Origin of the sequence: Pseudomonas sp. GD04091 (genome assembly GCF_029836165.1) — a bacterium.
GTDB lineage: Bacteria > Pseudomonadota > Gammaproteobacteria > Pseudomonadales > Pseudomonadaceae > Aquipseudomonas.
Map to the genome: position 1 here is coordinate 137,691 of NZ_JAOEBG010000001.1, position 24,003 is coordinate 161,693.

The following is a 24,003-nucleotide window of genomic DNA, read 5'->3' on the forward strand; positions in this document are numbered from 1 at the left end:
TGGCAGTCAGGCGCGCGGCATTATTACACGCACCGCCGCGCTGCCACGAGGGCTGGTCCGACAGGTTGTATACAATCATGACTGAAATCAATAGTCTCGCCGCACAAACTGCGCTAAGTCCCCAGGCCACACGGGCTGCCATGACCGGCGAACTGCTGCGCCTGCTGCAGGCCCAGCCCGGCCTGCTGGCACCCGGCGAGACGGCGAGCGCCGAAGTCGTGACGCTGCGCCAGGTCGGTCAGGACTTCCAGATGCTGCTGCGGCTCACCCAGGCCAATGGCAACCAGACCCAGCTCCTGACCAGCGCCAGCCAGCCCATGCTCCCTGGCAGCCAGATCACCGTCAGCCAGACCGATGGCACCCGCCTGGCGGTGATGGTGCAGCAGGCCAACGCGAGCAATGTCGCGGTCCTCACCCAGCTGGACACCCGCCAGATGCCGGTTGGCACACTCCTGCAGGGCAAGGTCCTGACCAGCCAGGCGTTGCCACCGACGCCCTCGGCGCCTGTCAGCTTCCGCTCGCTGGTCAGCCTGCTCAACAGTAGTCAGGCCGGCGCCACCCTGGCCATCGACAGCCCGCGTCGACTCGCTGTCGGCAGCCTGCTAAGCGCCCAGGTACAGGGCGATCAATCCCTGCGATTCGTGCCCCTGAGCGGCCGCCAGGATCAGCTGGCCATCACTCAGCACCTGTCGTCCCAACAGAACCAGCAGGCCTCGTTGCCGGGCGTGCTCAACCTCCTTCAGCGAGTCGCCAGCGCCCCCGACGCCGGTGTCGAGTTGCGCGCCAGTGCCGAACGCCTGCTCGCCAGCCTTCCAGAGGCTCGCCAACTGGGCGACGCCAAGAGCCTGGCCCAGGCGCTCGACAACAGTGGCGCGTTCCTCGAGTCCAAGCTGCTCGGCGGCCTGGCCAGTGGTGTCGCGCCCGATCTCAAGGCGCAGCTGGTCAGGCTGATGGCCCAGGCCGCGCCCAGTGGATCCGCCCCTGCGCCATCGACACCGGCGCTGCACCCCGGCGCCCTCGCTCAGGTCTTCCCCGGCCTGGCGCGCAGCGCCCTGGGCATGCTCGGCCAGGTCAGCCCGCGCCCACAACCCAGCGCCTTCCCCCTGCCCTCGCGCCTGTTGCAGATGCTGGAAAGCGAAAGCGACCTGCAGCAACTGCTGCGCCTGGCCGCTGCCGCCATATCGCGCCTGCAGAGCCATGCGCTGTCCAGCCTGCAGCAGAGCGGCACCCTGGAGAACGGCAACCAGCAGACCACCTGGCAAACCGAGGTCCCTGTGCGTCATGGCCAGGAGTTCGTCCCGCTGCAAGTCAAGCTGCAGCGCGAGGAAACGCCGAAACAGCAGGCCGACCGTGAGCGCGAGCAACACGAACCGCTCGAGGCGCTGTGGCGTATCGAACTGGCCTTCGACCTCTCGCCACTGGGCCCGCTGCAAGTCCAGGCACAACTGGTGCAGGGCCGGCTGTCGGGCCAGCTCTGGGCACAACAGGAAAGCACCGCCCGCCTGATCGACAGCCAACTGAGCACCCTGCGCGATCGCCTGCTGGCCCGGGGGCTGGACGTCGGCGACCTGGAGTGCCACCCCGGCATCCCGCCGCAAGGCCCGCGCACACGCCTAGAACAACGCTGGGTGGACGAGACCGCATGAAGCACAAGCCACCGCGCCAGGCCATCGCCCTGAGCTATGACGGCCAACAGGCCCCGACGCTGAGCGCCAAGGGCGACGACGAACTGGCCGAGGCCATCATCGCCCTCGCCCGCGAGCACGAGGTGCCGATCTACGAGAATCCCGAGCTGGTGCGCCTGCTGGCCCGCCTGGAGCTGGGCGAGCAGATCCCCGAAGCGCTGTACCTGACCATTGCCGAGATCATCGCCTTCGCCTGGCAACTGCGCGGTCGGGTACCGGTGGGCTTCCAGGACTCGCCTTCTGAGCGCGACGTCACCCCAGCCCTGTTGCACCTGCCAGCGCCCCACAGCAATAACTAGTGCCCGGTCGCCGGCGCCATCACTGACCCTTGAGAACTCCACTCACTCAAGGGTTGAACGCATGACCGACACATCCATTTCAGGCCTGGCGCTGGCGCGGGTGGCACTGAACGACTTCCCCCATCCCATCCAGGCCGCGCGAGAGGCTCTGGCCGGCTGGCTGACCCGCCAAGGCGTCAGCCTGACGCCAGATGAGATAGACGCCGTAACCCTGCACTACCAGTTCGAGCCCCTGGGCGAAGGGCGCAAGCACTTCCAGGAGGCCGCAGTCATCACCAAGCGCCTCGGCCTGCCACAAGCCTTGCTGAGCAACTGGCAGGGCGAGACGGCCAGCGGTTATGCCAGCCTGCACATCGGGGACTGGGCCGGTCTGGCGCCCATGGGCCCCCTGACGCTGGTCGAACGACTCGAAGAGCCCGGCCTGTTCGACAACAGCAGCGGCTACCTGGTATTCAATGGCCTGTACCAGCGCACCACACCGCTGCGCCTCGCACCTGACACGCTGCTGCCCGTGCGCGCCGAGGATTTCCAGGCGTTCGTCTGGAACCAGCAGTTCCACGAGCAGTTCAGAGACAGCCTCGACCGGTACTGGAAAAGCAACCTGGCGCTGTACCAGCGCGCCCTGAAAATCTCCCTGATCACGGCCTGCAACCGTCAGGTGGCGGCAGGCAGCCTGTCGCAGCCCGCCCAGCGCCTGGTGTGGCAGGCGGCGGGGCTGCTGCCGGACGCAGGCACTGCCGTGCAACGGCGCATGCTCAATGTCTATGGCTATGCCTCCTCCTCGATCGTCTGCCTGAGCGACAGCCGCAGTGACCTGAACGTGCTCTACATCCCGGGCAATTCGTCGCCGCTGCACGAGTTCGCCAGTGCCAGCGCGATGAAGACCTGGTTCGCCAGCCAGTGCCGCAACCCCGCGCGCCGCCGGGTCCTGCAAAACGCATTCAGCCCGGCGGACTGGCCGGATGGCCTGGACTACAGCGGCCTGGAAACCGCCCTGGCGGGGCTGGCGCTGTACCCCAGGGCCCATCGTTTCTCGGTCGATCACAACGGCTTCGCCACCAGCGGACTGTGGCGCCCGGACGACATGATCAACTACCGGGCCGACCACTACAGCCCGATCATTCAAGGCGATCTGTTCGCGACACTGGCCGAGCACCTGAAAGCCCGGGCCTATGAGGATGCCGACAACCAGATCACCAGCAACGCGCAGATCGAAGTAACACGCCTGCACAACTACCTGCACAGCAGCCTGACCCTGCTGGCCCCGCTCGCCCTGGTGGTTCCGGAGCTGGCGCCCTTGCTGGCACTCGGCGGGCTCGTCGAGTTCAGCATGGGGCTGGACCAGGTGATCAACGGCAAGACCCTGCAGGCCAAGGTCGAAGGCGTCGAGGAGCAGGTCTTCGGCCTGCTCAATGCGCTGCCCGCGGTACTTCCCGCATTGCCTGGGGTGCCCAAGGTCTTCGCCTACCGTCGCCCCGGTTTCTTTCCCGCCCGCAGCCTGTTCGATGCGCGGGACGAGGCGACAGGCGCGGTCTCGCCTTCCGCCGGGAGCGAGGGCTTCGAACTGGCCTTTCGCGAACAGCAGACACTGTCGCCAGCGCCAGGCCATGCCCTCAAGTACCTGTTGACCCGGGTGGACGCCGCCCTGCGGCATCGCTTCAAGGCGTGGATCGAGGAGGACGGTGAACTGAGGCAGTCGGACGTGGAATACGAGATCGCCAGCGACAGCTTCATCAAGCAGGGTGAAGGGCGCCTGCGCGAACCACGCCACTACGCCGTCCCGAACGACAACGGGCCAGGCCTGACAAGGGTCATGCCGGGCCCGCGCCAGGTGACCGATGCCGCACGCGTGCGCACGCTTCGCGCCCTGGGCATTCATCTCGAACTGCCCCTGGACTTCGCGTCGCTGGCCGCGCTGGAACGCACCGCCATTCCTCGCCACTTGTTCAGCCTGTGGGTCGGCGACAAGGTCATCGGCCAGCCTTACCTGGCCGCCATCGCGCACAACGCCAGCATCATGCACGACAGCGGCCTGGAATACCGTCTGTTCCTGTCCACCCGGTCCTCCGAGGCCTATGCGTGCAACCTCGCGCTGCTCACGGCGCAGGCCCCAGGCCTCAGCGTACTGCCACTGGAGGAACAGCCGTTCTATCGCGAGTTCCTGGGCAGTCCCTACTTCAGCCAGTTCCACGCCGCCATCGACGGCAATGGCGGGGTGGCGACGAACTTCAGCTCAGCCAGTGACATCCTGCGCTATCGCGCGCTCAAGCGCCTGGGCGGCCTGTACATCGATGCCGATGACATGCTGCATCCGGCGGCCTCAGCCTCGGCCCCCGCGCCTGTCGTCACCCAGCCACTGGAAACCACCCAGGATGGACTGCTGCTCAGCCCTCCGGTCTCCAATGACATGCTGGGCATGTACATCAAGTACAACACCAGCCTGATCGGCAGCCACCCGGACAACCCGACGCTGGACGCCATTTCCGAGGAAATGTTCTGGCGCTATACCCGTGCCAGGACGTTCTACGACCAGCACCCTGACCGCCAGGCCGCCCCCCGGGCCTTCCTCGACTATGCCCGCCAGCTGAATCAGTTGACCGGCCCGGGGGTGCTGAATGACGTGATCGATCGCAAGCTGCCCTGGCTCAGGCAGTTGCGAGAGGCCTGCAACCTGATGGTCTCGCCCGTGCGAGATGCCAGTCGCTATCTCAACATCAAGCAACTGGACCAACTGTTCAATCAGTACCTGCCCTTGAACCATGTCGCGGGGGTGGGCCACGCGCACAGCTGGTACAAGACCTGAACGCCGGGGGCGAGTGTCCCGAGCACTCGCCCTGCCCGCCCTGGGCGCTTGACGTAAATACCACCCGCGCAGATACCCGCATGACACCTTGGCGTTCCTCGCAACGCTCAGGAGCTCATGCCCATGCACAGGCAACCCAGCAACAGCAAAGCCGGACAGTTCGTTCGCAGCCATCTCGCCAACTTTCCGCGCCCCGACCTCGAGGCCGCCAAGGCCGTCCGCCAATGGGGCAAGGATCGGGGCATGGCGCTCGACCCCGACGACACCCTGGTGGCCACCCTGCACTATCGCGCGGATGGCGCCAAGGGTTGGATCGGTATCGTCGCCGGCCAGATGTCCCTGGCCCAGGCGGTGCTCGGCGACTGGCAAGGTGAGTCGGCCAATGACGTGTTCGGCGATCTGCTCGGCGGCCCCTGGGCCGGTGAGTTGCCGGCGTCGGGCATCACCGTGGTCGATCGCCTGGCCCCCCACAGCCCCTGGCTGCCAGGCGCCGACCATGCCGTCTTCAACGGCCTGTTCAGGCGCAGCAGTCCTCAGCGCTACGACGCCAGCACCCACCTGCCGGTGTCGGCCGAAGCATTCCAGTCATTCGTCTGGCACCTGGATTTTCGCCAGCGCTACAAGTCATTGCTGGAGCACTACTGGGCCGATGGGCTGGAACACTACCGCCTGGCGGCGAAAATCGGTTTCATCGCGGCCTGCAACAAGCAGGTGAGCGAAGGCAGCCTCAGCGATGTCGGCCGGCGCCTGGCCTGGCAAGCGGCGGGCATCGCGAAACGTGGGCCGGGTTACCAGGCCCGCGCCATGAACATCTACGGTTACGCGGCTACCGACCTGGTGCTGATCAGCGACAGCAACACCGGCCCAGTGCTGCTGTACATTCCCGGCAACGCGTCCCCCCTGCATGAGTTTGCCGATCGCCGGGCGTTGAAGGCTTGGGTCGGCGCGCAGTGCCGCCGGGTTGAGACCCGTGAGGCGCTACGCGGCCATTTCGCCCTGGCCGACACCCCCGACGGCCTGGACTTCAGTGGCCTGGACACCGCCCTCGAAGGCCTGGCCATCTACCCGGCCATCCACCGTCTGCCCCCCGAACGCCCCGGCTTCACCACCAACGGCGCCTGGCCGCCTCTCACCTACGTCAACTACCGCCCCGGCAAATACAACCCGGCGCTCAGGGGCGATCTGTTCCTGGCCCTGGCCAAGCGCCATAAGCAACGCAGCCTGGCCGACGCCGACTTCGTCATCACCAGCAACAACGACGTGCTCAAGGCCAGATGGCGCGGCTACCTGACCTCGGCCATCAACCTGCTGGCGCCCCTGGTGCTGGTCGTGCCCGAGCTGGCGCCCCTGTTCGCGGCGGCCGGCACCGCGCAGTTCGGCCTGGGGCTCGACCAGGCCATCAATGGCAAGAATGCCAACGCGCAGGCCGAAGGGGTAGCGCAGGCCAGCTACGGCCTGCTCAACGCCGTGCCCCTGGCGCTCGAAGGCGTCGCCAAGGCGAAAGTGCTGTTCCGCATCAAGAGCGACAACTTCGTATTCCCCAGCCGCGTCAACGATCAGTTGGGCTACCCCTTGAGCCCGGTCTCCCCGCCACACCTGCCCGATATCGACGTTGCCGAGTTCTTCAACGACCCCGACGCCATCGCCCCGCTGGCCGGTGGCGATCCGGCAGTGGCGGGCTCCATCGTGCGGGTGCCGCGCTATGACGGTCAGCATGACCTGCTCAACGCCTCCATTGGCGGCTACAACGCCGAAATGGTCTATGACCTGGAGCGCGACGCGTTTCTCTTCGAGGATGACGTCAATGCCGTCGAGCCACCTTGCTACATTGCCCAGGCCGGTCAGAAGGATCTGATTCACATCGACGCTGCCACACGCCAGGTAACCAACACGATGCGCGAACGCAGTCTTCGGGCGCTGGGCATAGAGCTGAGTCTCCCAGTGGAGTTGCCTGCACCACCGACCGGCGAGCGGTTGCCAATACCCAAGAAGATTTCCTCGCTCTGGGTGGGTGACCAGCACATCGATGAACGCCTGCTGAACAACCTCGGCCTGAACGTGCAGTGCCTGAAAGACAGCGCCTACCAGTACCGTCTGTTTCTTTCCAAGGCGACACCTGCGGCCTACGAGGAGAACGTGCGGGCACTGGCTGAAGCAGCGCCTGGCCTGACGGTCATGCCGCTGGAGGACCAGACGTTCTTCCAGGCGTTCCGGCAAAGCCCGGCGTTCGAACAGTATCAGGCAGCCCTGGACGGCAATGGTGGCGTAGCCCGCAACTATGCCTCGGCCTCGGATGTGCTGCGCTACCCGATGCTCGCTCAAGAGGGCGGGCTGTACGTCGACGTGGACGACACCTTCCTGGCTGCCACCGGAGAACGCGCAGGCGCGGCGATCGATACGCTGGACCTGGCGACGACCCAGGACGGGCTGCTGCTGCCCCCGCCGATGAGCAACGAAAAGATGCGCATGAACTGCCTGTTCAATACCAGCCTGATCGGCAGCCATGCAGGCAATCCGACGCTCGCGCTGATCGGCGAGGAAATGCGCGTGCGTTACCTGGCCGAGCGTGACTTCTACGAGAGCAGGCCAAGCCTGGCGGATGACCCGGATGGTTTCTATCGCTACGCCGGCCGCCTGAGCCGCCTGACCGGACCGGCGTTGCTGACCGACATCGTCGATCGCCAATGGCCTCGTCTGCGTACCCTGCGGCAGGTCGTCAACCTGTACAGCATGCCGCAGGTCAATGCGACCCAGTTCCTGGATATCACCGCGGTGACCCAGACCGTTCACGATGAGCTGCCGCTCAATCGCGTCGCCAAGGTGGGTGGTTTTCATTCATGGGCACGCACATGAGCCCAGCGCTAGGCCACCGCAGGTAAGCCGCTGATGCTGGCGAAATGAACAAAGGCGACCCCGGGGTCGCCTTTGTTCGTCTCAGTCACCGCGATGCAACTTGCTCATCAGTTGCGCCTCGGCCTGGGTCAGGCCGCAGGTCTGAGTCAGTTCCTCGACACTCGCGCCCATGCCCACCAGTTTGGCCGCCTGGGTGAAGGTGACGCTGTTGGGGTCGCGTTGCTCGAGCTGCTGCAGCTTCTCGGGCAGCGGCGCCACCACCGCGCGCAGCTCATGGATCGCCTCGCCCATGCGCACGGTGCCGTTCTGGTAGTCGTCCAGGCGCTTGGCCAGGTCCTTGATGCGCTGGTCGCGCAGCGCATCACCCTGCGCCTGCTGGGCGGCCAGCTCGCGCTGACGCTTGCTGTGGTTGAGGAAGAACCACAGGCTCAGCGCCCAGAGCAACGCCAGGAAGATGACAGCAACCTCGAAGATCAACTCAGATGTTCTCCAGCTCGGACCACTCTTCCTCGGTCATCATCTTGTCCAGTTCGACCAGAATCAGCAGCTCGCCGTTCTTGTTGCAGACGCCCTGGATGAACTTGGCCGACTCTTCGTTGCCGACGTTCGGCGCGGTCTCGATTTCCGACTGACGCAGGTACACCACTTCGGCGACGCTGTCGACGAGGATGCCGACCACCTGCTTGTCCGCCTCGATGATCACGATGCGGGTGTTGTCGGTGACCTCGGTCGGCATCAGACCGAAGCGCTGGCGGGTGTCGATCACCGTCACCACGTTGCCACGCAGGTTGATGATGCCCAGTACATAGCTGGGGGCACCCGGCACCGGAGCGATCTCGGTGTAACGCAGGACTTCCTGCACCTGCATCACATTGATGCCGTAGGACTCGTTGTCCAGACGGAAGGTGACCCACTGCAGGATCGGATCTTCGGAACCTTGTGCAGACGACTTTTTCATTCCCCTAGCCCTCAAAATCCGCCATCGGCGGTGTGCTCTGTGTAGCCGCGGCAGTTGCGGCGTTGATTCAGTTGTGTTTGGTGTTCATCTGCTTGACCGCGCCACTGGCGATCAGCTCAGCCAGTTCGGCGACATCGAGCAGCGCGCACATGTGCTCGATCACCGTCCCGGCCAGCCATGGCCGCTGGCCGCGCTGGCTGCGCCACTTGATCTCGGCCGGGTCCAGGCGCAACGAGCGGCTGACCTGATGCACCGCCAGCCCCCATTCGTAGCCCTGGACGGAAATCACGTACTGCAGGCCCTGGCGGAAGTCGTCGCGGTAGCGGTCCGGCATCACCCAGCGCGCGGTGTCCAGCACCTTGAGGTTGCCCGCCTGGCAAGTGAGGATCCCCAGGAACCAGTCCGGCTGGCCGAACAGCGGGGTCAGCTCCTGGCCGGCCAGGCTGTAGATCGAGCCCAGGCACACCAGCGGGACCGCCAGGGTCAGCCCGGCGACGTCGAACAACAGGCACTCGAAAGGCTCGGCAGCCCAGGCCGGACGCCCATCGACCGTGGCCGGCGGGGTCGGTGCGCCAGGTGCCGGCACATGCAGGTCGACCAGCGGCGTCGCGGGTTCGATGGCCCCGCTGTCGATCAGCAACGGAATGCTGGCTTCGGCCACCACCTCGCTGTCGACCACGCTGACCACGGGCGCTTCCACGGGCCGGACCGGAGGCAGAACGGTCGGCAGGATCTTCGCCTGCGGTTCGGCAAATGGCCGTGCGGCGGGGACATCAGGCACCGTCTGGCGCTTGGCATCGCGAACCTGCTCTTCACGGACCGCCGCCTCGAATTCATCGCTGGCAGCCTGCTCGAGCGGCTGCTCCGTGGCCGCCTCGGGCAGTTCGAAGGACTCGGTGGCCTCCTGCAGCAATCCATCGAGATAGGACTGCAGGGCCATCTGCGGCTTGGAGGTGATTTGCCGGGCCTGATTCATCACGCCACCTGCAGCGAGGAACGGTAGGTGAGCAGGTGCTTGAGCAGCGCCCGGTAGGCGACCACGCCACGGCTCTTGCCATCGAACTGCGACGGCGTGAGGCCATTGCGACTGGCATCGCGCAGGCGGGTGTCGACGGGGATATACCCCTGCCAGACCTGATCGCCGTAGGTATCGCGCAGGACTTTCAACGTACCGAGGGAGGCCTGGGTGCGACGGTCGAACAAGGTCGGAACGATCTGGTAGGGCAGCGCCTGCTTGCGTGAGCGGTTGATCATGCCCAGGGTGCTGACCATGCGCTCCAGGCCCTTGACCGCGAGAAACTCGGTCTGCACCGGAATCACCAACTGCTGGCTGGCGGCCAGGGCGTTGACCATCAGCACGCCAAGCAAGGGCGGGCTGTCGATCAGGGCAAAGTCGAAATCCTGCCACAACTGCGCCAGACTCTTGGCGATCACCAGGCCCAGGCCACTCTGGCCCGGCGATTGCCGCTCCAGGACGGCCAGCGCCGTGCTCGAAGGCAGCAGCGAAATACGCTCGTCGCTGGTGGGCAGCAACAACTGGCCCGGCAAGCCTTCGGGCACCGCGCCCTTGTGCAGGAACAGGTCGTAGCAGCTGTGCTCCAGCGCGTCGGGGTTGTGCCCGAAGTAGCTGGTCATCGAGCCGTGCGGGTCGAGGTCGACGACGACCACGCGCTTGCCCGCCTCGGCCAGCAGGCCAGCGAGGGCGATGGTGGTGGTGGTCTTGCCGACGCCACCCTTTTGATTGGCTACTGCCCAGACTCTCATCGTGCGTTGCTTCCTCCCGGGATGGCGGCCTGCCCTGCCGGGACCGGTGTGAAATTCAGTGACGGGGATTTGACGGATTCAACCCCCGGTCGACGGTGCTGGCGTGGCTGGTGCACTTTGTGTGCCAGCCCGTCGCAACGCGGCATCCGGGGTGGCATTGGCGCTGCCGCTACCGGTCAGGCTGCGGCGCACTTCGAGATTGCGCGAGATCACCAGCACCACGCGGCGGTTGCGCGCCCGGCCTTCGGCGGTGTCGTTGCTGGCCACCGGCTGGTACTCGCCGTAACCGACCGACGCCATGCGCGCCGGGTTGACCCCTTCCATGGCCAGCAGCCGCACGATGCTCGCGGCCCGCGCCGACGACAGCTCCCAGTTGGTCGGATACTGCGCCGTGCGGATCGGCAGGTTGTCGGTGAAGCCCTCGACATGCACAGGGTTGGCGAACGGCTTGAGGATCTTCGCCACCTTCTCGATGATTTCGAAGGCGACATCGCTGGGCATCGCGTCGGCGCTGGCGAACAGCAGCGAGGAGTTGAGCTCGATCTCCACCCACAGCTCGTTGCCGCGCACTGTCATCTGGTCGGACTTGATCAGGTCGCCGAAGGCATCGCGCACGTCGTCGCTGATGCTCTTGAGCGGATCGACACTGGACTGCGCCAATCCCGCGTCGGTCTGCTCGCTGTCCTTGATCAGCGGCTCGGCCGGCTTGACGCTGAGCGGCCGTTCCTCACCGATGGGGATCGGCTTCATGCTGCGGTCAGGATCGTTGAACACCCCGAGCAACGCCTGGGAAATCACCTTGTACTTGCCCTCGTTGATCGAGGAAATCGAGTACATGACCACGAAGAAGGCGAACAGCAAGGTGATGAAGTCGGCGTACGACACCAGCCAGCGCTCGTGGTTTTCGTGTTCCTCGGTATGACGACGGCGAGCCATGGCTTACTCCATGAAGCCTTGCAGCTTCAGCTCGATCGAGCGTGGGTTTTCGCCTTCGGCGATCGACAGCAGGCCTTCGAGCAGCATCTCGCGGTAGCGCGACTGGCGCAGGGTGACGGCCTTGAGCTTGTTGGCGACCGGCAGCAGGATCAGGTTGGCGCTGGCCACGCCGTAGATGGTGGCGACGAAGGCCACGGCGATGCCGTTGCCCAGCTGCGACGGATCGGCCAGGTTGCCCATCACATGGATCAGGCCCATCACCGCACCGATGATGCCGATGGTCGGCGCGTAGCCGCCCATGCTCTCGAACACCTTGGCGGCCTGGATATCGCGGCTTTCCTGGGTCAGGAAATCGACCTCGAGGATGCTGCGGATGGCCTCGGGCTCGGCGCCATCGACCAGCAGCTGCAGGCCCTTGCGCGCATAGGGATCAGGCTCGGCATCGGCCACGCCTTCCAGGCCCAGCAGGCCCTCCTTGCGCGCGGTCAGGCTCCAGTTCACCACTCGGTCGATGCCACCGGCCAGGTCCACCCGCGGCGGGAAGAAGATCCAGCGCACGATCTGCAGCGCGCGCTTGAACGACGACAGCGGCGACTGCAGCAACGCCGCCGCCAGGGTGCCGCCGAGCACGATCAGGGCCGCCGGGCCGTTGAGCAGCGCGCCGGCATGGCCGCCCTCGAGGAAGTTGCCACCGACGATGGCGACGAACGCGAGGATCAGGCCGATAAGGCTCAGGACATCCATCAGACGCACGCCTCGACCAGGTGCTTGCCGATCTCGTCCAGGCTGTACACGGCGTCCGCCAGGTTGGCCTTGACGATGGCCATGGGCATGCCGTAGATCACACAGCTGGCTTCATCCTGCGCCCACACGGTGCTGCCACCCTGCTTGAGCAGGCGCGCGCCCTCGCGGCCATCGGCGCCCATGCCAGTGAGGACCACCGAGAGCACCTTGTCGCCGTAGGACTTGGCCGCGGAGCCGAAGGTGATGTCCACGCAGGGCTTGTAGTTCAGGCGCTCATCACCCGGCAGGATCTTCACCGTGCCTCGGCCGTCGACCATCATCTGCTTGCCGCCAGGAGCCAGCAGCGCCAGTCCCGGGCGCAGCACGTCACCATCCTCGGCTTCCTTGACGCTGATCTTGCACAGCTTGTCCAGACGCTCGGCGAAGGCCTTGGTGAAGGCCGCGGGCATGTGCTGGATCAGCACGATAGGCGCCGGGAAACTGGCCGGCAGCTGCGTGAGCACACGCTGCAGGGCCACCGGGCCGCCGGTGGAGGTGCCGATGGCGACCAGCTTGTAAGGCTTGCGCTTGGGCGCCGGCGAATGGCTGACAGGCGGCGTGGCGGTACGGGTCGGGGTCACCGGGCGCGACGGCGTGCTGCCGGCGAAGCTGCTGGCAGGAGCGTGGCTGCTGGCCGGCGTCGCTGCCGCGGCGGGCGCCGGGCTGGCATAGGCGCTGAAACGGCGATTGCTGCGCGAGATGGTGTGGACCTTCTCGCACAGCATCTGCTTGACCTTCTCGGGGTTGCGGGAAATGTCCTCGAAGTTCTTCGGCAGATAGTCGACCGCGCCGGCATCCAGGGCGTCGAGGGTGACCCGGGCGCCTTCGTGGGTCAGCGAGGAGAACATCAGCACCGGCGTCGGGCAGCGCTGCATGATGTGCCGCACCGCGGTGATGCCGTCCATCATGGGCATTTCGTAGTCCATGGTGATGACATCGGGCTTGAGCGCCAGCGCCTGGTCGATCGCTTCCTTGCCGTTGGTCGCCGTGCCCACGACCTGGATCGTCGGGTCCGCCGAGAGAATTTCCGAGACGCGGCGGCGGAAGAAACCGGAATCATCCACCACCAGGACCTTGACTGCCATAAACACTCCATTAGGCGGCACGCCCGCCAGGGCGTGCCGCCGAAATCAAATACGCCGGGCGGCGTAACGCTTGAGCATGCTCGGAACGTCGAGGATCAGCGCGATGCGGCCGTCACCGGTGATGGTGGCGCCGGACATGCCCGGGGTGCCCTGCAGCATCTTGCCCAGCGGCTTGATCACCACCTCTTCCTGACCCACCAGCTGGTCGACGACGAAGCCGATGCGCTGGGTGCCGACCGAGAGGATCACCACATGACCCTCGCGTTGCTCCTCGTGCTCGTGGTCCTGGACCAGCCAGCGCTTGAGGTAGAACAGCGGCAGCGCCTTGTCGCGCACGATGACCACCTCCTGACCGTCGACCACGTTGGTGCGCGACAGGTCGAGGTGGAAGATCTCGTTGACGTTGACCAACGGGAAGGCGAAGGCCTGGTTGCCCAGCATCACCATCAGCGTCGGCATGATCGCCAGGGTCAGCGGTACCTTGATGACGATCTTCGAGCCCTGGCCCTTGGCCGAGTAGATGTTGATCGAGCCGTTGAGCTGGGAAATCTTGGTCTTCACCACGTCCATGCCCACGCCACGGCCGGACACGTCGGAAATCTCGGTCTTGGTCGAGAAGCCCGGGGCGAAGATCAGGTTGTAGCAGTCGGACTCGCTCAGTCGATCGGCGGCGTCCTTGTCCATCAGGCCTTTTTCCACGGCCTTGGCGCGCAGCACGCCCGGGTCCATGCCCTTGCCGTCGTCGGAGATCGACAGCAGGATATGATCGCCCTCCTGCTCGGCGGACAACACCACGCGCCCCGTGCGGGCCTTGCCGGAAGCCTCGCGCTCGTCCGGCATCTCGACGCCATGGTCGACGGCGTTGCGCACCAGGTGCACCAACGGGTCGGCCAGCGCCTCGACGAGGTTCTTGTCCAGGTCGGTTTCTTCGCCGACCAGTTCCAGGTTGATCTCTTTCTTCAGCTGCCGGGCCAGGTCGCGAACCAGGCGCGGGAAGCGCCCGAAGACCTTCTTGATCGGCTGCATGCGGGTCTTCATCACCGCGGTCTGCAGGTCGGCGGTGACCACGTCGAGGTTCGACACGGCCTTGGACATGGCCTCGTCGCCGCTGTTCAGGCCCAGGCGCACCAGGCGGTTACGCACCAGCACCAGTTCGCCGACCATGTTCATGATCTCGTCCAGGCGCGCGGTATCGACACGCACGGTGGTTTCCGCCTCGCTGGCGCCGTGCTTGTCGGCGGCCGGCGCCGGGGCGCGGGTCGGGGCGGCAGGCTTGGCGGCCACGGGGGCTGGAGCCGGCTTGGCGACGGGCTTGACCTCGGCCTTCGGCGCGGCAGGTGCGGCGGCCACGGCGGCGACAGACGCTTCGGCGGCGACCGCGTCACCGGAGAACTTGCCCTTGCCGTGCAGCTGATCCAGCAGCGCTTCGAATTCGTGCTCGGTGATGTTTTCATCGGCCGCAACTGGCGCGGCGGTGGCCGCAGGCGCCACGGCACCCGGCAGCGCATCGACGGCGAAGGTGCCCTTGCCATGCAACTGGTCGAGCAGCGACTCGAACTCGTCGTCGGTGATCTCGTCACTGGCCGGGGCCACAGCAGCGGCTTCGCTGACGACGGTTTCCGGCGAGAACTGGCCCTTGCCATGCAACTGGTCGAGCAGCGATTCGAATTCGGCGTCGGTGATCTCGTCACCCCCGCCGCTGACGATCTCGCCCTGCAGCTGCTCATGGACGGCAGCTTGCGCCTTGACCGCATCGAGCGAGTCGAGCAGCTGTTCGAACTCGGTGTCGGTGATGTCCGGCTCGGCGGCTGGCGCCGCGACCACCGGCGCGACCTCGGCCACCGCTGCCGGGGCTTCGGCGCCACCTGGCTCGGCCAGGCGCGACAGCGCCGCCAGCAGCTCGGGTGTAGCCGGCGTGACGTCGGTGCGCTCACGCACCTGGCCAAACATGCTGTTGACCGTGTCGAGCGCCTCGAGCACCACGTCCATCAGTTCCGCATCGACCCGGCGCTCACCTTTGCGCAGGATGTCGAACACGTTCTCGGCGATATGGCAGCACTCCACCAGCTCGTTGAGCTGAAGGAAGCCGGCGCCCCCTTTTACAGTGTGGAAACCGCGGAAAATCGCATTGAGCAGGTCCGCGTCATCGGGCCGGCTTTCCAGCTCGACCAGTTGCTCGGACAGTTGCTCGAGGATTTCGCCGGCTTCTACCAGGAAATCCTGGAGGATTTCTTCATCGGCGCCGAAGCTCATTAAACGTGCTCCTTAAAAACCCAGGCTGGACAGCAGATCGTCGACATCGTCCTGACCGGATACGACGTCTTCACGCTTATCGGCATGAATCTGCGGACCTTCACCCCGAGTCGGATGTTTTTCTTGATCTTTTTCAGCACGCAGCTGGTGGTGGTCATGTTCGATCCCGGCGAAGCGGTCGACCTGACTTGCCATCAGCACGAGCTTGAGCAGATTGCTTTCTACTTCGGTGACCAGCGCGGTCACCCGCTTGATCACCTGGCCGGTCAGGTCCTGATAGTCCTGAGCCAGCAGAATGTCGTTGAGATGGCCGGCCACCTTGCGATTGCCTTCGGCACTGTGCGTCAGGAAACTGTCGACGCGCTTGACCAGCTCACGGAACTCCGGCGCCGCTACCTCGCGGCGCATGAAGCGCTGCCAGTCGGCGGACAGGTTCTGCGCCTCGGCCGCCAGCTCGTTGAGCACCGGGGTGCTCTCCTCCACCAGGTCCATGGTGCGGTTGGCGGCGCCTTCGGTGAGGCGAACCACGTAGGAAAGGCGCTCGGTGGCATCGGTGATCTGCGAGACTTCCTCGGCCTGCGGCATCGCCGGGTCGATCTGGAAGCTGACGATCGCGCTGTGCAGCTCGCGGGTCAGCTTGCCCACCTCCTGATACAACCCGCGATCGCGGGTCTGGTTCAGCTGGTGGATAAGCTGCACGGCCTCACCGAACCGGCCGCGCTCAAGGCTCTCGACCAATTCCTGGGCATGCTTTTTCAGGGTTGATTCGAACTCACCCAGAGAGTTGTTCTGTGACTCCATGGCGCCCCCTGACATGACTCAGCTGTTGACGCGTTCGAAGATCTTCTCGATCTTTTCTTTCAGCACCTGGGCGGTGAAAGGCTTGACCACGTAGCCGTTGACCCCGGCCTGGGCCGCTTCGATGATCTGCTCGCGCTTGGCCTCGGCGGTGACCATCAGCACCGGCAGGTGCTTGAGGCGTTCGTCGGCGCGGACCTTGCGCAGCAACTCGATGCCGGACATGCCGGGCATGTTCCAGTCGGTTACCAGGAAGTCGAAGTGCCCGCTCTCGAGCATCGGCAGCGCGGTATTGCCATCGTCGGCTTCCGAGGTGTTGGTGAAGCCCAGGTCACGCAACAGGTTCTTGATGATCCGCCGCATCGTCGAAAAATCGTCAACGATGAGGATTTTCATGTCTTTGTTCAATTAGACCTCCAAGCAGTCTTAAACGCGCTCGGCGCCGAGCGCGCAGTCAATCAATTCGGCACCACAAAAAACGACTGCATCGAACCTCGGCTCAACGCGCCCGCCATTCACCCAGACGGCTGCGCAGGCGCGCCGCGCACTGGCTGTGCAACTGGCTGACACGCGATTCGCTGACCCCCAGCACCTCACCGATTTCCTTGAGGTTCAGCTCTTCGTCGTAGTACAGCGCCAGCACCAGGCGCTCGCGCTCCGGCAGGTTGGCGATCGCGTCGGCCAGGGCGGCCTGGAAGCGCTCGTCCTCCAGATCCCGCGATGGCTCCAGCTGGCCGCTGGCGCCATCCTCGTGCAGCCCCTCGTGTTCGCCGTCCTGCAGCAGGTCGTCGAAACTGAACAGGCGACTGCCCAAGGTGTCGTTCAGAATCCCGTAGTAATCATCGAGACTCAATTGGAGTTCGGCAGCAACTTCGTGATCTTTAGCGTCGCGCCCTGTCTTTGCTTCGACACAGCGGATCGCATCGCTGACCATGCGCGTGTTGCGGTGGACCGAACGCGGCGCCCAGTCCCCCTTACGCACCTCGTCGAGCATGGCGCCACGAATGCGAATCCCGGCGTAGGTCTCGAAACTTGCGCCCTTGCTGGCGTCGTACTTGTTGGCGACTTCCAGCAGGCCGATCATGCCGGCCTGGATCAGGTCTTCGACCTGGACGTTGGCCGGCAAACGCGCCAGCAGGTGATAGGCGATACGCTTGACCAGCGGCGCGTAGCGTTCGATCAGCTCGTACTGAGCATCCTTGGACGCCTTGCTGTACATCTTGAAGCCGCTCGCACTCATAGGACGGGCCCTGCACTGGTGGGCTGCACCAGGCGCTCGACGAAGAATTCAAGGTGTCCGCGCGGGTTGGCAGGCAGCGGCCAGCTGTCGACCTTCTGCGCGATGGCCTTGAAGGCCAGCGCGCACTTGGACCGAGGGAAGGCTTCATAGACCGCCCGCTGCTTCTGCACCGCCTTGCGCACACATTCGTCGTAAGGCACGGCGCCGACGTATTGTAGGGCGACGTCGAGGAAGCGGTCCGTGACCTTGGTCAACTTGGCGAAGAGGTTGCGACCCTCCTGCGGGCTCTGGGCCATGTTGGCCAGCACACGGAATCGATTCATCCCGTAGTCGCGGTTGAGCAGCTTGATCAGGGCGTAGGCATCGGTGATCGAGGTCGGCTCGTCGCACACCACCAGCAGCACTTCCTGCGCGGCGCGCACGAAGCTGACCACCGATTCACCGATGCCCGCGGCCGTGTCGATGACCAGCACATCGAGGTTGTCGCCGATGTCGCTGAAGGCCTGGATCAGGCCGGCGTGCTGCGCAGGCGCCAGATGCACCATGCTCTGCGTGCCAGAGGCCGCCGGCACGATGCGCACACCGCCGGGCCCCTGCAGCAGGACATCGCGCAGCTCGCAGCGCCCTTCGATGACATCGGCGAGGGTGCGCTTGGGCGTGAGCCCCAAAAGCACGTCGACATTGGCCAGGCCCAGGTCGGCGTCCAGCAACATGACCCGGCGGCCGAGTTCGGCCAGCGCCAGTGACAGGTTCACTGAAACGTTAGTCTTGCCGACGCCACCCTTGCCACCGGTCACGGCGATTACCTGTACGGGATGCATGCTACCCATATCTGTTCTTTACCTTGTCTCGCTTGGACCCAGGCCACATGAGGGGCTGAACACTCAAGGCCGCGTACAGGCCGGGCAACCCCATGATGTAGGTACTTTGCACAGTATTCACCTTCAACCCGCGCGCTTGCCAGGGTTGTGGTAGAGATCAGCGAACATGTCGGCCATGGCCTCGTCGCTGGGCTCGTCCTGCAACTGCACACTGACGGCACGGCTCACCAGCTGGTGCTTGCGCGGCAGTTGCAGGTCGTCAGGAATGCGCGGCCCGTCGGTCAGATAGGCCACCGGCAATTCATGACTGATGGCAAGGCTCAGCACTTCGCCGAGGCACGCCGTTTCATCGAGCTTGGTCAGGATGCACCCGGCCAGGCCACAGCGCTTGTAGCTGTGGTAGGCGGCGGTGAGCACCTGCTTCTGGCTGGTGGTTGCCAGCACCAGGTAATTCTTGGCGGCAATGCCGCGTCCAGCCAGGGTTTCCAGCTGCATGCGCAAGGCCGGGTCGCTGGCCTGCAGGCCGGCGGTGTCGATCAGCACCACGCGCTTGCGCAGCAGTGGCTCCAGTGCCTGGGCCAGGGACTCCCCCGGATCGACATAGGTGACCGGCACATTGAGGATGCGACCGAGGGTCTTGAGCTGCTCCTGGGCGCCAATGCGGAAGCTGTCCATGCTCACCAGCGCCAGATTGCTCGAGCCGTACTTGAGCACATAGCGCGCGGCGAGCTTGGCCAGCGTGGTGGTCTTGCCCATGCCGGCGGGGCCGACCATGGCGATCACCCCGCCCTCCTCGATCGGTTCGATCTCGGGCACATCGATCATGCGGGCCAGGTGCGCCAGGACCATGCGCCAGGCATGGCGCGGCTCGTCGATTCCGGCCGTGAGCTCAAGCAGCTCGCGAGCCAGCCCACCGGACAGCCCCAGACGCTGCAGGCGTCGCCAGAGGTTGGCCTGTTGCGGCTTGCTGCCCTGCAACTGGCCCCAGGCAAGCGACCCCAGCTGCACTTCGAGCAGTTCGCGCAGGCCGTTGAGTTCGCAGCGCATGGCATCGAACAGGCGCGGGTCGACCGACGCCGCGGCGGGCGTGATCGCCGGCGCGGGCTCATCGGCATGTGGCTCGATCAGCGGCTCGGCAGCCGTCAGCGACTGGCCGGCAAACAGTTGCCGGTTGCCCTCGCTGGCCTCGCCGCGTCCGCTCAGCTCGGCCTGGGCGGTGACGATGCGCGACTGCGTCTTGCGCAGCTCGTCCTCGAGCTCGACGTTGGGCACACGCGGGGCCAGGGCGGACAGCTTGTAGTCCAGCGCGGCCGTCAGTTCGACACCGCCGGCGATGCGCCGGTTGCCGATGATGGCGGCATCGGAGCCGAGCTCATCCCGGACCAGCTTCATGGCCTGACGCATATCGGCGGCGAAAAAACGCTTAACTTGCATAACCCACTACCTCAGCCGTTGGGGCCCACGGTGGCAACGATGGTGACTTGCTTGTTGTCAGGTATTTCCTGATACGCCAAAACATGCAAATTCGGTACAGCCAGGCGGCCGAAACGCGACAGCATGGCGCGAATCGGGCCGGCCACCAGAAGAATGGCCGGTTGGCCCTGCATTTCCTGACGCTGGGCCGCCTCGATCAACGAACGCTGAAGCTTCTCGGCCATGCTCGGCTCAAGAAGAACGCCCTCTTCCTGACCTTGTCCGGCCCTTTGCAGACTATTGAGCAAGATCTGTTCCAACCTTGGCTCCAGGGTGATCACAGGCAGCTCGGACTCAACGCCGACAATGCTTTGCACGATGGCGCGACACAATCCGACCCGCACCACCGCCACCAATGCGGCGGTATCTTGACTCTTCATCGCGTTGTTGGCGATGGCCTCGGCAATGCTGCGAATATCACGCACCGGCACTTGCTCGGCAAGCAACGCCTGCAAGACCTTGAGCAACCCCGACAAGGAAATGACACCCGGCACCAGTTCCTCGGCCAGTTTTGGCGAAGCCTTGGCCAGCACCTGCAGCAGTTGCTGAACCTCCTCGTGGCCGATCAGCTCATGGCAATGCTTCTGCAGGATCTGGTTGAGGTGGGTGGCGACCACGGTGCTGGCGTCCACCACCGTGTAGCCCAGCGACTGCGCCTGGGCGCGCTGGCCGACATCGATCCACACAGCCTCCAGGCCGAAGGCCGGATCCCGCGCGGCGATACCATTGAGGGTGCCGAACACCTGGCCAGGGTTGATCGCCAGTTCGCGGTCCGGGTAGATCTCGGCCTCCGCCAGGATCACCCCCATCAACGTCAGGCGATAGGCACTGGGCTGCAGATCGAGGTTGTCGCGAATGTGCACAGTGGGCATGAGGAAGCCCAGGTCCTGGGACAGCTTCTTGCGCACGCCCTTGATCCGCGCCAGCAATTGCCCGCCTTGATTGCGATCCACCAGCGGGATCAGGCGGTAGCCGACCTCGAGGCCGATCATGTCGATGGGCGTGACGTCGTCCCAGCCCAGCTCCTTGGTTTCCATCGCACGCTGCGGCGAAGGCAGCAGGTCCTGCTGGCGCTGGACTTCCTGCTGGGCGGCGAGCTTGGCCTTCTGCTGCTTCTTCCAAACGAAGTAGGCGCCACCGCCCGCCAGTGCGCCCAGGCTGAGGAAGGCGAAGTGGGGCATGCCCGGCACCAGGCCCATGATGATCATCAGCGCGCCGGAGACCGCCAGGGCCTTGGGCGAGTCGAACATCTGCCGGTTGATGAGCTTGCCCATGTCCTCCGAGCCCGAGGCCCGGGTGACCATGATCGCGGCGGCGGTGGACAGCAACAGCGATGGCAATTGCGCCACCAAACCGTCACCGATGGTCAACAGGGCGTAGACCTTGCCGGCATCGCTGAAGGTCATGCCGTGCTGCAGCATGCCGATGAGCATGCCGCCGATCAGGTTGATGAACAGGATCAGCAGGCCGGCGATGGCGTCGCCGCGAACGAACTTGCTGGCACCGTCCATGGAGCCGTAGAACTCGGCCTCCTGGGCGACCTCGGTGCGGCGGGCCTTGGCCTGGGCCTGGTCGATCAGACCGGCGTTGAGATCGGCGTCGATGGCCATCTGCTTGCCAGGCATCGCGTCGAGGGTGAAACGGGCGCTCACTTCGGAGATGCGGCCGGCACCTTTGGTCACCACCACGAAGTTGATGATCATGAGGATGGCGAACACCACCGCGCCGACCACGTAGTTGCCGCCGATCACCACTTCACCGAAGGCCTGGATCACCTTGCCCGCGGCACCGTGGCCTTCCTGGCCGTGGAGCATGACCACGCGGGTGGATGCCACGTTCAGCGCCAGGCGCAGCAGGGTCGCGACCAGCAATATCGTCGGGAACGCGGCGAAGTCCAGCGGGCGCAGGGCATAGACGCAGACCAAAAGGACCACGATCGACAGGGCGATGTTGAAGGTGAAGAACACGTCGAGCAGGAACGGCGGGATCGGCAACATCATCATTGCCAGCATCACCAGCAGCAGCAGCGGCACGCCGACATTGCCCCGGCCGAGACCGGCCAGGTTGTTACGGGCGTTGCTGATTAACTGAGTGCGATCCACCGCGATTCCTCTTCAAGCAAAACTTTGACGCCTGGGTGGCGCCTGGCGCTGCCTCTGCAAGAAGCTTTCCAACTTTTCTGGGGGCGGGAAAATCGGGGTTTCGGTTTCGGTTTCGGTTCGAGCGTGCTGGTTTTGATGGTTGTATGCGCATTCATTGGCGATGGCGACGCATAGTCACCTTTCCGCCCTTACGGCGGCCTACTTTTTTCTTGGAAAAAGTAGGCAAAACCGCCCGCTCCGTTCATCCGGCCCCTGCGCTGCGCTCCGGGGTTCCCTCACTCCGGCCTTGCTCCCGGGAGGACCGCGCTGAACGGCCCATCCTGGGCCGCAGCGCTTGACGGGCATCCATGCCCGTCACCTCCCTACGCAAGTCCTGCGCTCGGCCTACTGAAGTCGCAATTTGTGGCGCCTGAACTATCGCGCGCTTAGAAGCAAGAGCAAGAGCAAGAGCAAGAGCAAGAGCAAGAGCAAGAGCAAGAGCAAGAGCAAGAGCAAGAGCAAGAGCAAGAGCAAGAAATGCGAACTTATTTACTTGGCAGTTAAATATATATTGGTTGTTCCGACCTATCGCGGAGCAAGCCCGTTCGTACAAAGATTTGTATATCGATGCCTATTGCGTGGGAGCGGGCTTGCCCCGCGATGGAATAGAGAGATTAATTACATATTCAGCTAGCGATAGCTGTGCCAGTCCAGGCGCCGCCCGTAACTTCGCGACTTCAGGAGGCCGAACGCAGGACTTGCGGAGGGAGGTGACGGGCATGGATGCCCGTCAAGCGCTGCGGCCCAGGATGGGCCGTTCAGCGCGGTCCTCCCGGGAGCAAGGCCGGAGTGAGGGAACCCCGGAGCGCAGCGTAGGGGCCGTATGAATGGAGCGAGCGGCTTTGGTTACTTTGGCCAAGACCAAAGTAACCCGCCGTAAGGGCGGAAAGGTGAATAAGCGTCGACATCACAAATGAATGCGCATACAACTATCAAAACCAGCCAAACAACCAAACAACCAAACAACTCAACTATCCCGCCGCAAATCATCAGGAATCGGCAAATCCTTCTTCAAAGGCTCCGGCGCCTTACCCCGCCCAGCCCGATACTGCCGAATCTGGAACACATAGGCCAAAACCTGCGCCACCGCCAGGTACAGCCCCGCAGGAATCTCCTGCTCGATCTCGGTGGAGTAGTAAATGGCCCGCGCCAGGGCCGGCGACTCCAGTATCTGCACCTTGTGCTCGACCCCGATCTCACGAATCTTCAGGGCCAGGAAGTCAGTCCCCTTGGCCAGCAGCAACGGCGCCGTGCCGCCCTTCTCCGGATCGTACTTCAGGGCCACCGCGTAATGGGTCGGGTTGGTGATGATCACATCCGCCTCAGGCACCGCCGCCATCATCCGCCGCTGCGACATCTCCCGCTGCAGCTGGCGGATGCGCTGCTTGACCTCAGGCTTGCCTTCACTGTCCTTGTACTCGTCCTTGACCTCCTGCTTGGTCATCTTCAGCTTCTTGTGCGACTGGAACAGCTGATAGGGCACGTCGAGCCCGGCAATCAGCAGCAACCCCGCCGCCATCCACAAGGCACTCCAGCCCACCACCTGCACGGCATGGATGATCGCCTGCTCCAACGGTTCGTTGGCGATGGCCAGCAGCGCCTCACGGTCGCTGATCAGCACCAGCAGCGCCACCAACAGGATCATGATGAACTTGGCGACCGCCTTGAGCAGCTCGGTGAGCGCGTTCATGGAAAACATGCGCTTGATCCCGGACAACGGGTTCATGCGGCTGAACTTCGGCTGCAGCAGACTCCCGGAGAACAGGAACCCGCCCAGGGCGATCGGCGCAACGAAGGAAATGACGAACAACAGGATCAGGATCGGCTGCACCGACCAGATCGCCATCTTGCCCGACGCCAGCAGGAACGCGCCCATGCTTCGCTCGTCGACGATCACTTCGCGCGTCAGGCTGAAATTCATGCGCATCACGGTCATCAGGGTTTCCGCCAGATAACCGCCGAACGCCAGCAAGCCACCGGCGCCTGCCAGGGTCACGGCGACCGTGTTCAGCTCCTTGGAGCGAGCGACCTCACCTTTCTCCCGCGCATCGCGCTTGCGCTTGTCGGTGGGTTCTTCTGTCTTGTCCTGACCGCTTTCGCTCTCTGCCATG

At 64.6% G+C, this 24,003-nt stretch carries 19 protein-coding genes; 4 read left to right on the forward strand and 15 right to left on the reverse strand.

Translation table 11 applies throughout. The annotated features are described in order from the left end of the window. Positions 1–77: 77 nt before the first annotated feature. The 4 genes from N7422_RS00595 to N7422_RS00610 all read left to right on the forward strand — a co-directional run bounded on the left by N7422_RS00595 (position 78) and on the right by N7422_RS00610 (position 7,640). Complete coding sequence (locus tag N7422_RS00595; RefSeq protein WP_279804605.1) at positions 78–1,646, forward strand: flagellar hook-length control protein FliK; 1,569 nt, start codon at positions 78–80, stop codon at positions 1,644–1,646. Beyond that, positions 1,643–1,984, forward strand: coding sequence for an EscU/YscU/HrcU family type III secretion system export apparatus switch protein (locus N7422_RS00600; RefSeq protein ID WP_279804606.1), 342 nt, complete (start codon positions 1,643–1,645; stop codon positions 1,982–1,984). Before N7422_RS00595 ends, N7422_RS00600 begins: the two co-directional genes overlap by 4 nt. Positions 1,985–2,045: 61 nt before the next feature. After that, entirely contained in the window at positions 2,046–4,787 is a 2,742-nt protein-coding gene (locus tag N7422_RS00605; protein WP_279804607.1) for a DUF6543 domain-containing protein, read from the forward strand. Positions 4,788–4,910: 123 nt separating this feature from the next. After that, complete coding sequence (locus N7422_RS00610) at positions 4,911–7,640, forward strand: DUF6543 domain-containing protein (protein WP_279804608.1); 2,730 nt, start codon at positions 4,911–4,913, stop codon at positions 7,638–7,640. A gap of 81 nt (positions 7,641–7,721) precedes the next feature. Here N7422_RS00610 and N7422_RS00615 read toward each other — a convergent pair whose 3' ends face one another. The 15 genes from N7422_RS00615 to flhB form a co-directional block, all read right to left on the reverse strand. Continuing rightward, on the reverse strand, positions 7,722–8,117 hold the full coding sequence (locus N7422_RS00615; RefSeq protein WP_279804609.1) for a DUF2802 domain-containing protein: 396 nt from the start codon (positions 8,115–8,117) through the stop codon (positions 7,722–7,724). A gap of 1 nt (position 8,118) precedes the next feature. Next, positions 8,119–8,598, reverse strand: coding sequence for a chemotaxis protein CheW (locus N7422_RS00620; protein WP_003254393.1), 480 nt, complete (start codon positions 8,596–8,598; stop codon positions 8,119–8,121). A gap of 67 nt (positions 8,599–8,665) precedes the next feature. Continuing rightward, positions 8,666–9,574, reverse strand: coding sequence for a CheW domain-containing protein (locus N7422_RS00625; RefSeq protein WP_279804613.1), 909 nt, complete (start codon positions 9,572–9,574; stop codon positions 8,666–8,668). After that, positions 9,574–10,362, reverse strand: a complete 789-nt coding sequence (locus N7422_RS00630) for a ParA family protein (RefSeq protein ID WP_279804614.1) — start codon at positions 10,360–10,362, stop codon at positions 9,574–9,576. Before N7422_RS00630 ends, N7422_RS00625 begins: the two co-directional genes overlap by 1 nt. A 78-nt stretch (positions 10,363–10,440) precedes the next feature. After that, on the reverse strand, positions 10,441–11,298 hold the full coding sequence (motD, locus tag N7422_RS00635) for a flagellar motor protein MotD (protein ID WP_279804615.1): 858 nt from the start codon (positions 11,296–11,298) through the stop codon (positions 10,441–10,443). A gap of 3 nt (positions 11,299–11,301) precedes the next feature. Continuing rightward, a complete protein-coding gene (locus N7422_RS00640; protein ID WP_279804616.1) occupies positions 11,302–12,042 on the reverse strand; it encodes a flagellar motor protein in 741 nt (246 codons plus the stop codon). Further along, complete coding sequence (locus tag N7422_RS00645; RefSeq protein ID WP_279804617.1) at positions 12,042–13,166, reverse strand: chemotaxis response regulator protein-glutamate methylesterase; 1,125 nt, start codon at positions 13,164–13,166, stop codon at positions 12,042–12,044. The genes N7422_RS00640 and N7422_RS00645 overlap by 1 nt, the downstream gene beginning before the upstream one ends. 45 nt (positions 13,167–13,211) lie before the next feature. Next, positions 13,212–15,419, reverse strand: a complete 2,208-nt coding sequence (locus tag N7422_RS00650) for a chemotaxis protein CheA (protein WP_279804618.1) — start codon at positions 15,417–15,419, stop codon at positions 13,212–13,214. Between the two features lie 12 nt (positions 15,420–15,431). Beyond that, positions 15,432–16,220 carry a protein phosphatase CheZ gene (locus N7422_RS00655; protein ID WP_279804619.1) on the reverse strand — a complete coding sequence of 263 codons (789 nt, stop codon included), beginning with the start codon at positions 16,218–16,220 and terminating at the stop codon, positions 15,432–15,434. Between the two features lie 18 nt (positions 16,221–16,238). Next, positions 16,239–16,613 (reverse strand): chemotaxis response regulator CheY, encoded by a 375-nt coding sequence (locus N7422_RS00660; protein ID WP_279804620.1) that lies wholly within the window; start codon positions 16,611–16,613, stop codon positions 16,239–16,241. Positions 16,614–16,716: 103 nt separating this feature from the next. Next, positions 16,717–17,457, reverse strand: a complete 741-nt coding sequence (fliA, locus tag N7422_RS00665) for an RNA polymerase sigma factor FliA (protein WP_279804621.1) — start codon at positions 17,455–17,457, stop codon at positions 16,717–16,719. Beyond that, positions 17,454–18,287, reverse strand: a complete 834-nt coding sequence (fleN, locus tag N7422_RS00670) for a flagellar synthesis regulator FleN (RefSeq protein ID WP_279804622.1) — start codon at positions 18,285–18,287, stop codon at positions 17,454–17,456. The genes fliA and fleN overlap by 4 nt, the downstream gene beginning before the upstream one ends. 114 nt (positions 18,288–18,401) lie before the next feature. Next, a complete protein-coding gene (gene flhF / locus N7422_RS00675) occupies positions 18,402–19,712 on the reverse strand; it encodes a flagellar biosynthesis protein FlhF (protein WP_279804623.1) in 1,311 nt (436 codons plus the stop codon). An 11-nt stretch (positions 19,713–19,723) separates the two neighbouring features. Then, on the reverse strand, positions 19,724–21,853 hold the full coding sequence (gene flhA, locus N7422_RS00680) for a flagellar biosynthesis protein FlhA (protein ID WP_279804625.1): 2,130 nt from the start codon (positions 21,851–21,853) through the stop codon (positions 19,724–19,726). Between the two features lie 1,006 nt (positions 21,854–22,859). After that, complete coding sequence (flhB, locus tag N7422_RS00685) at positions 22,860–24,002, reverse strand: flagellar biosynthesis protein FlhB (protein WP_279804626.1); 1,143 nt, start codon at positions 24,000–24,002, stop codon at positions 22,860–22,862. Position 24,003: the final 1 nt, after the last annotated feature.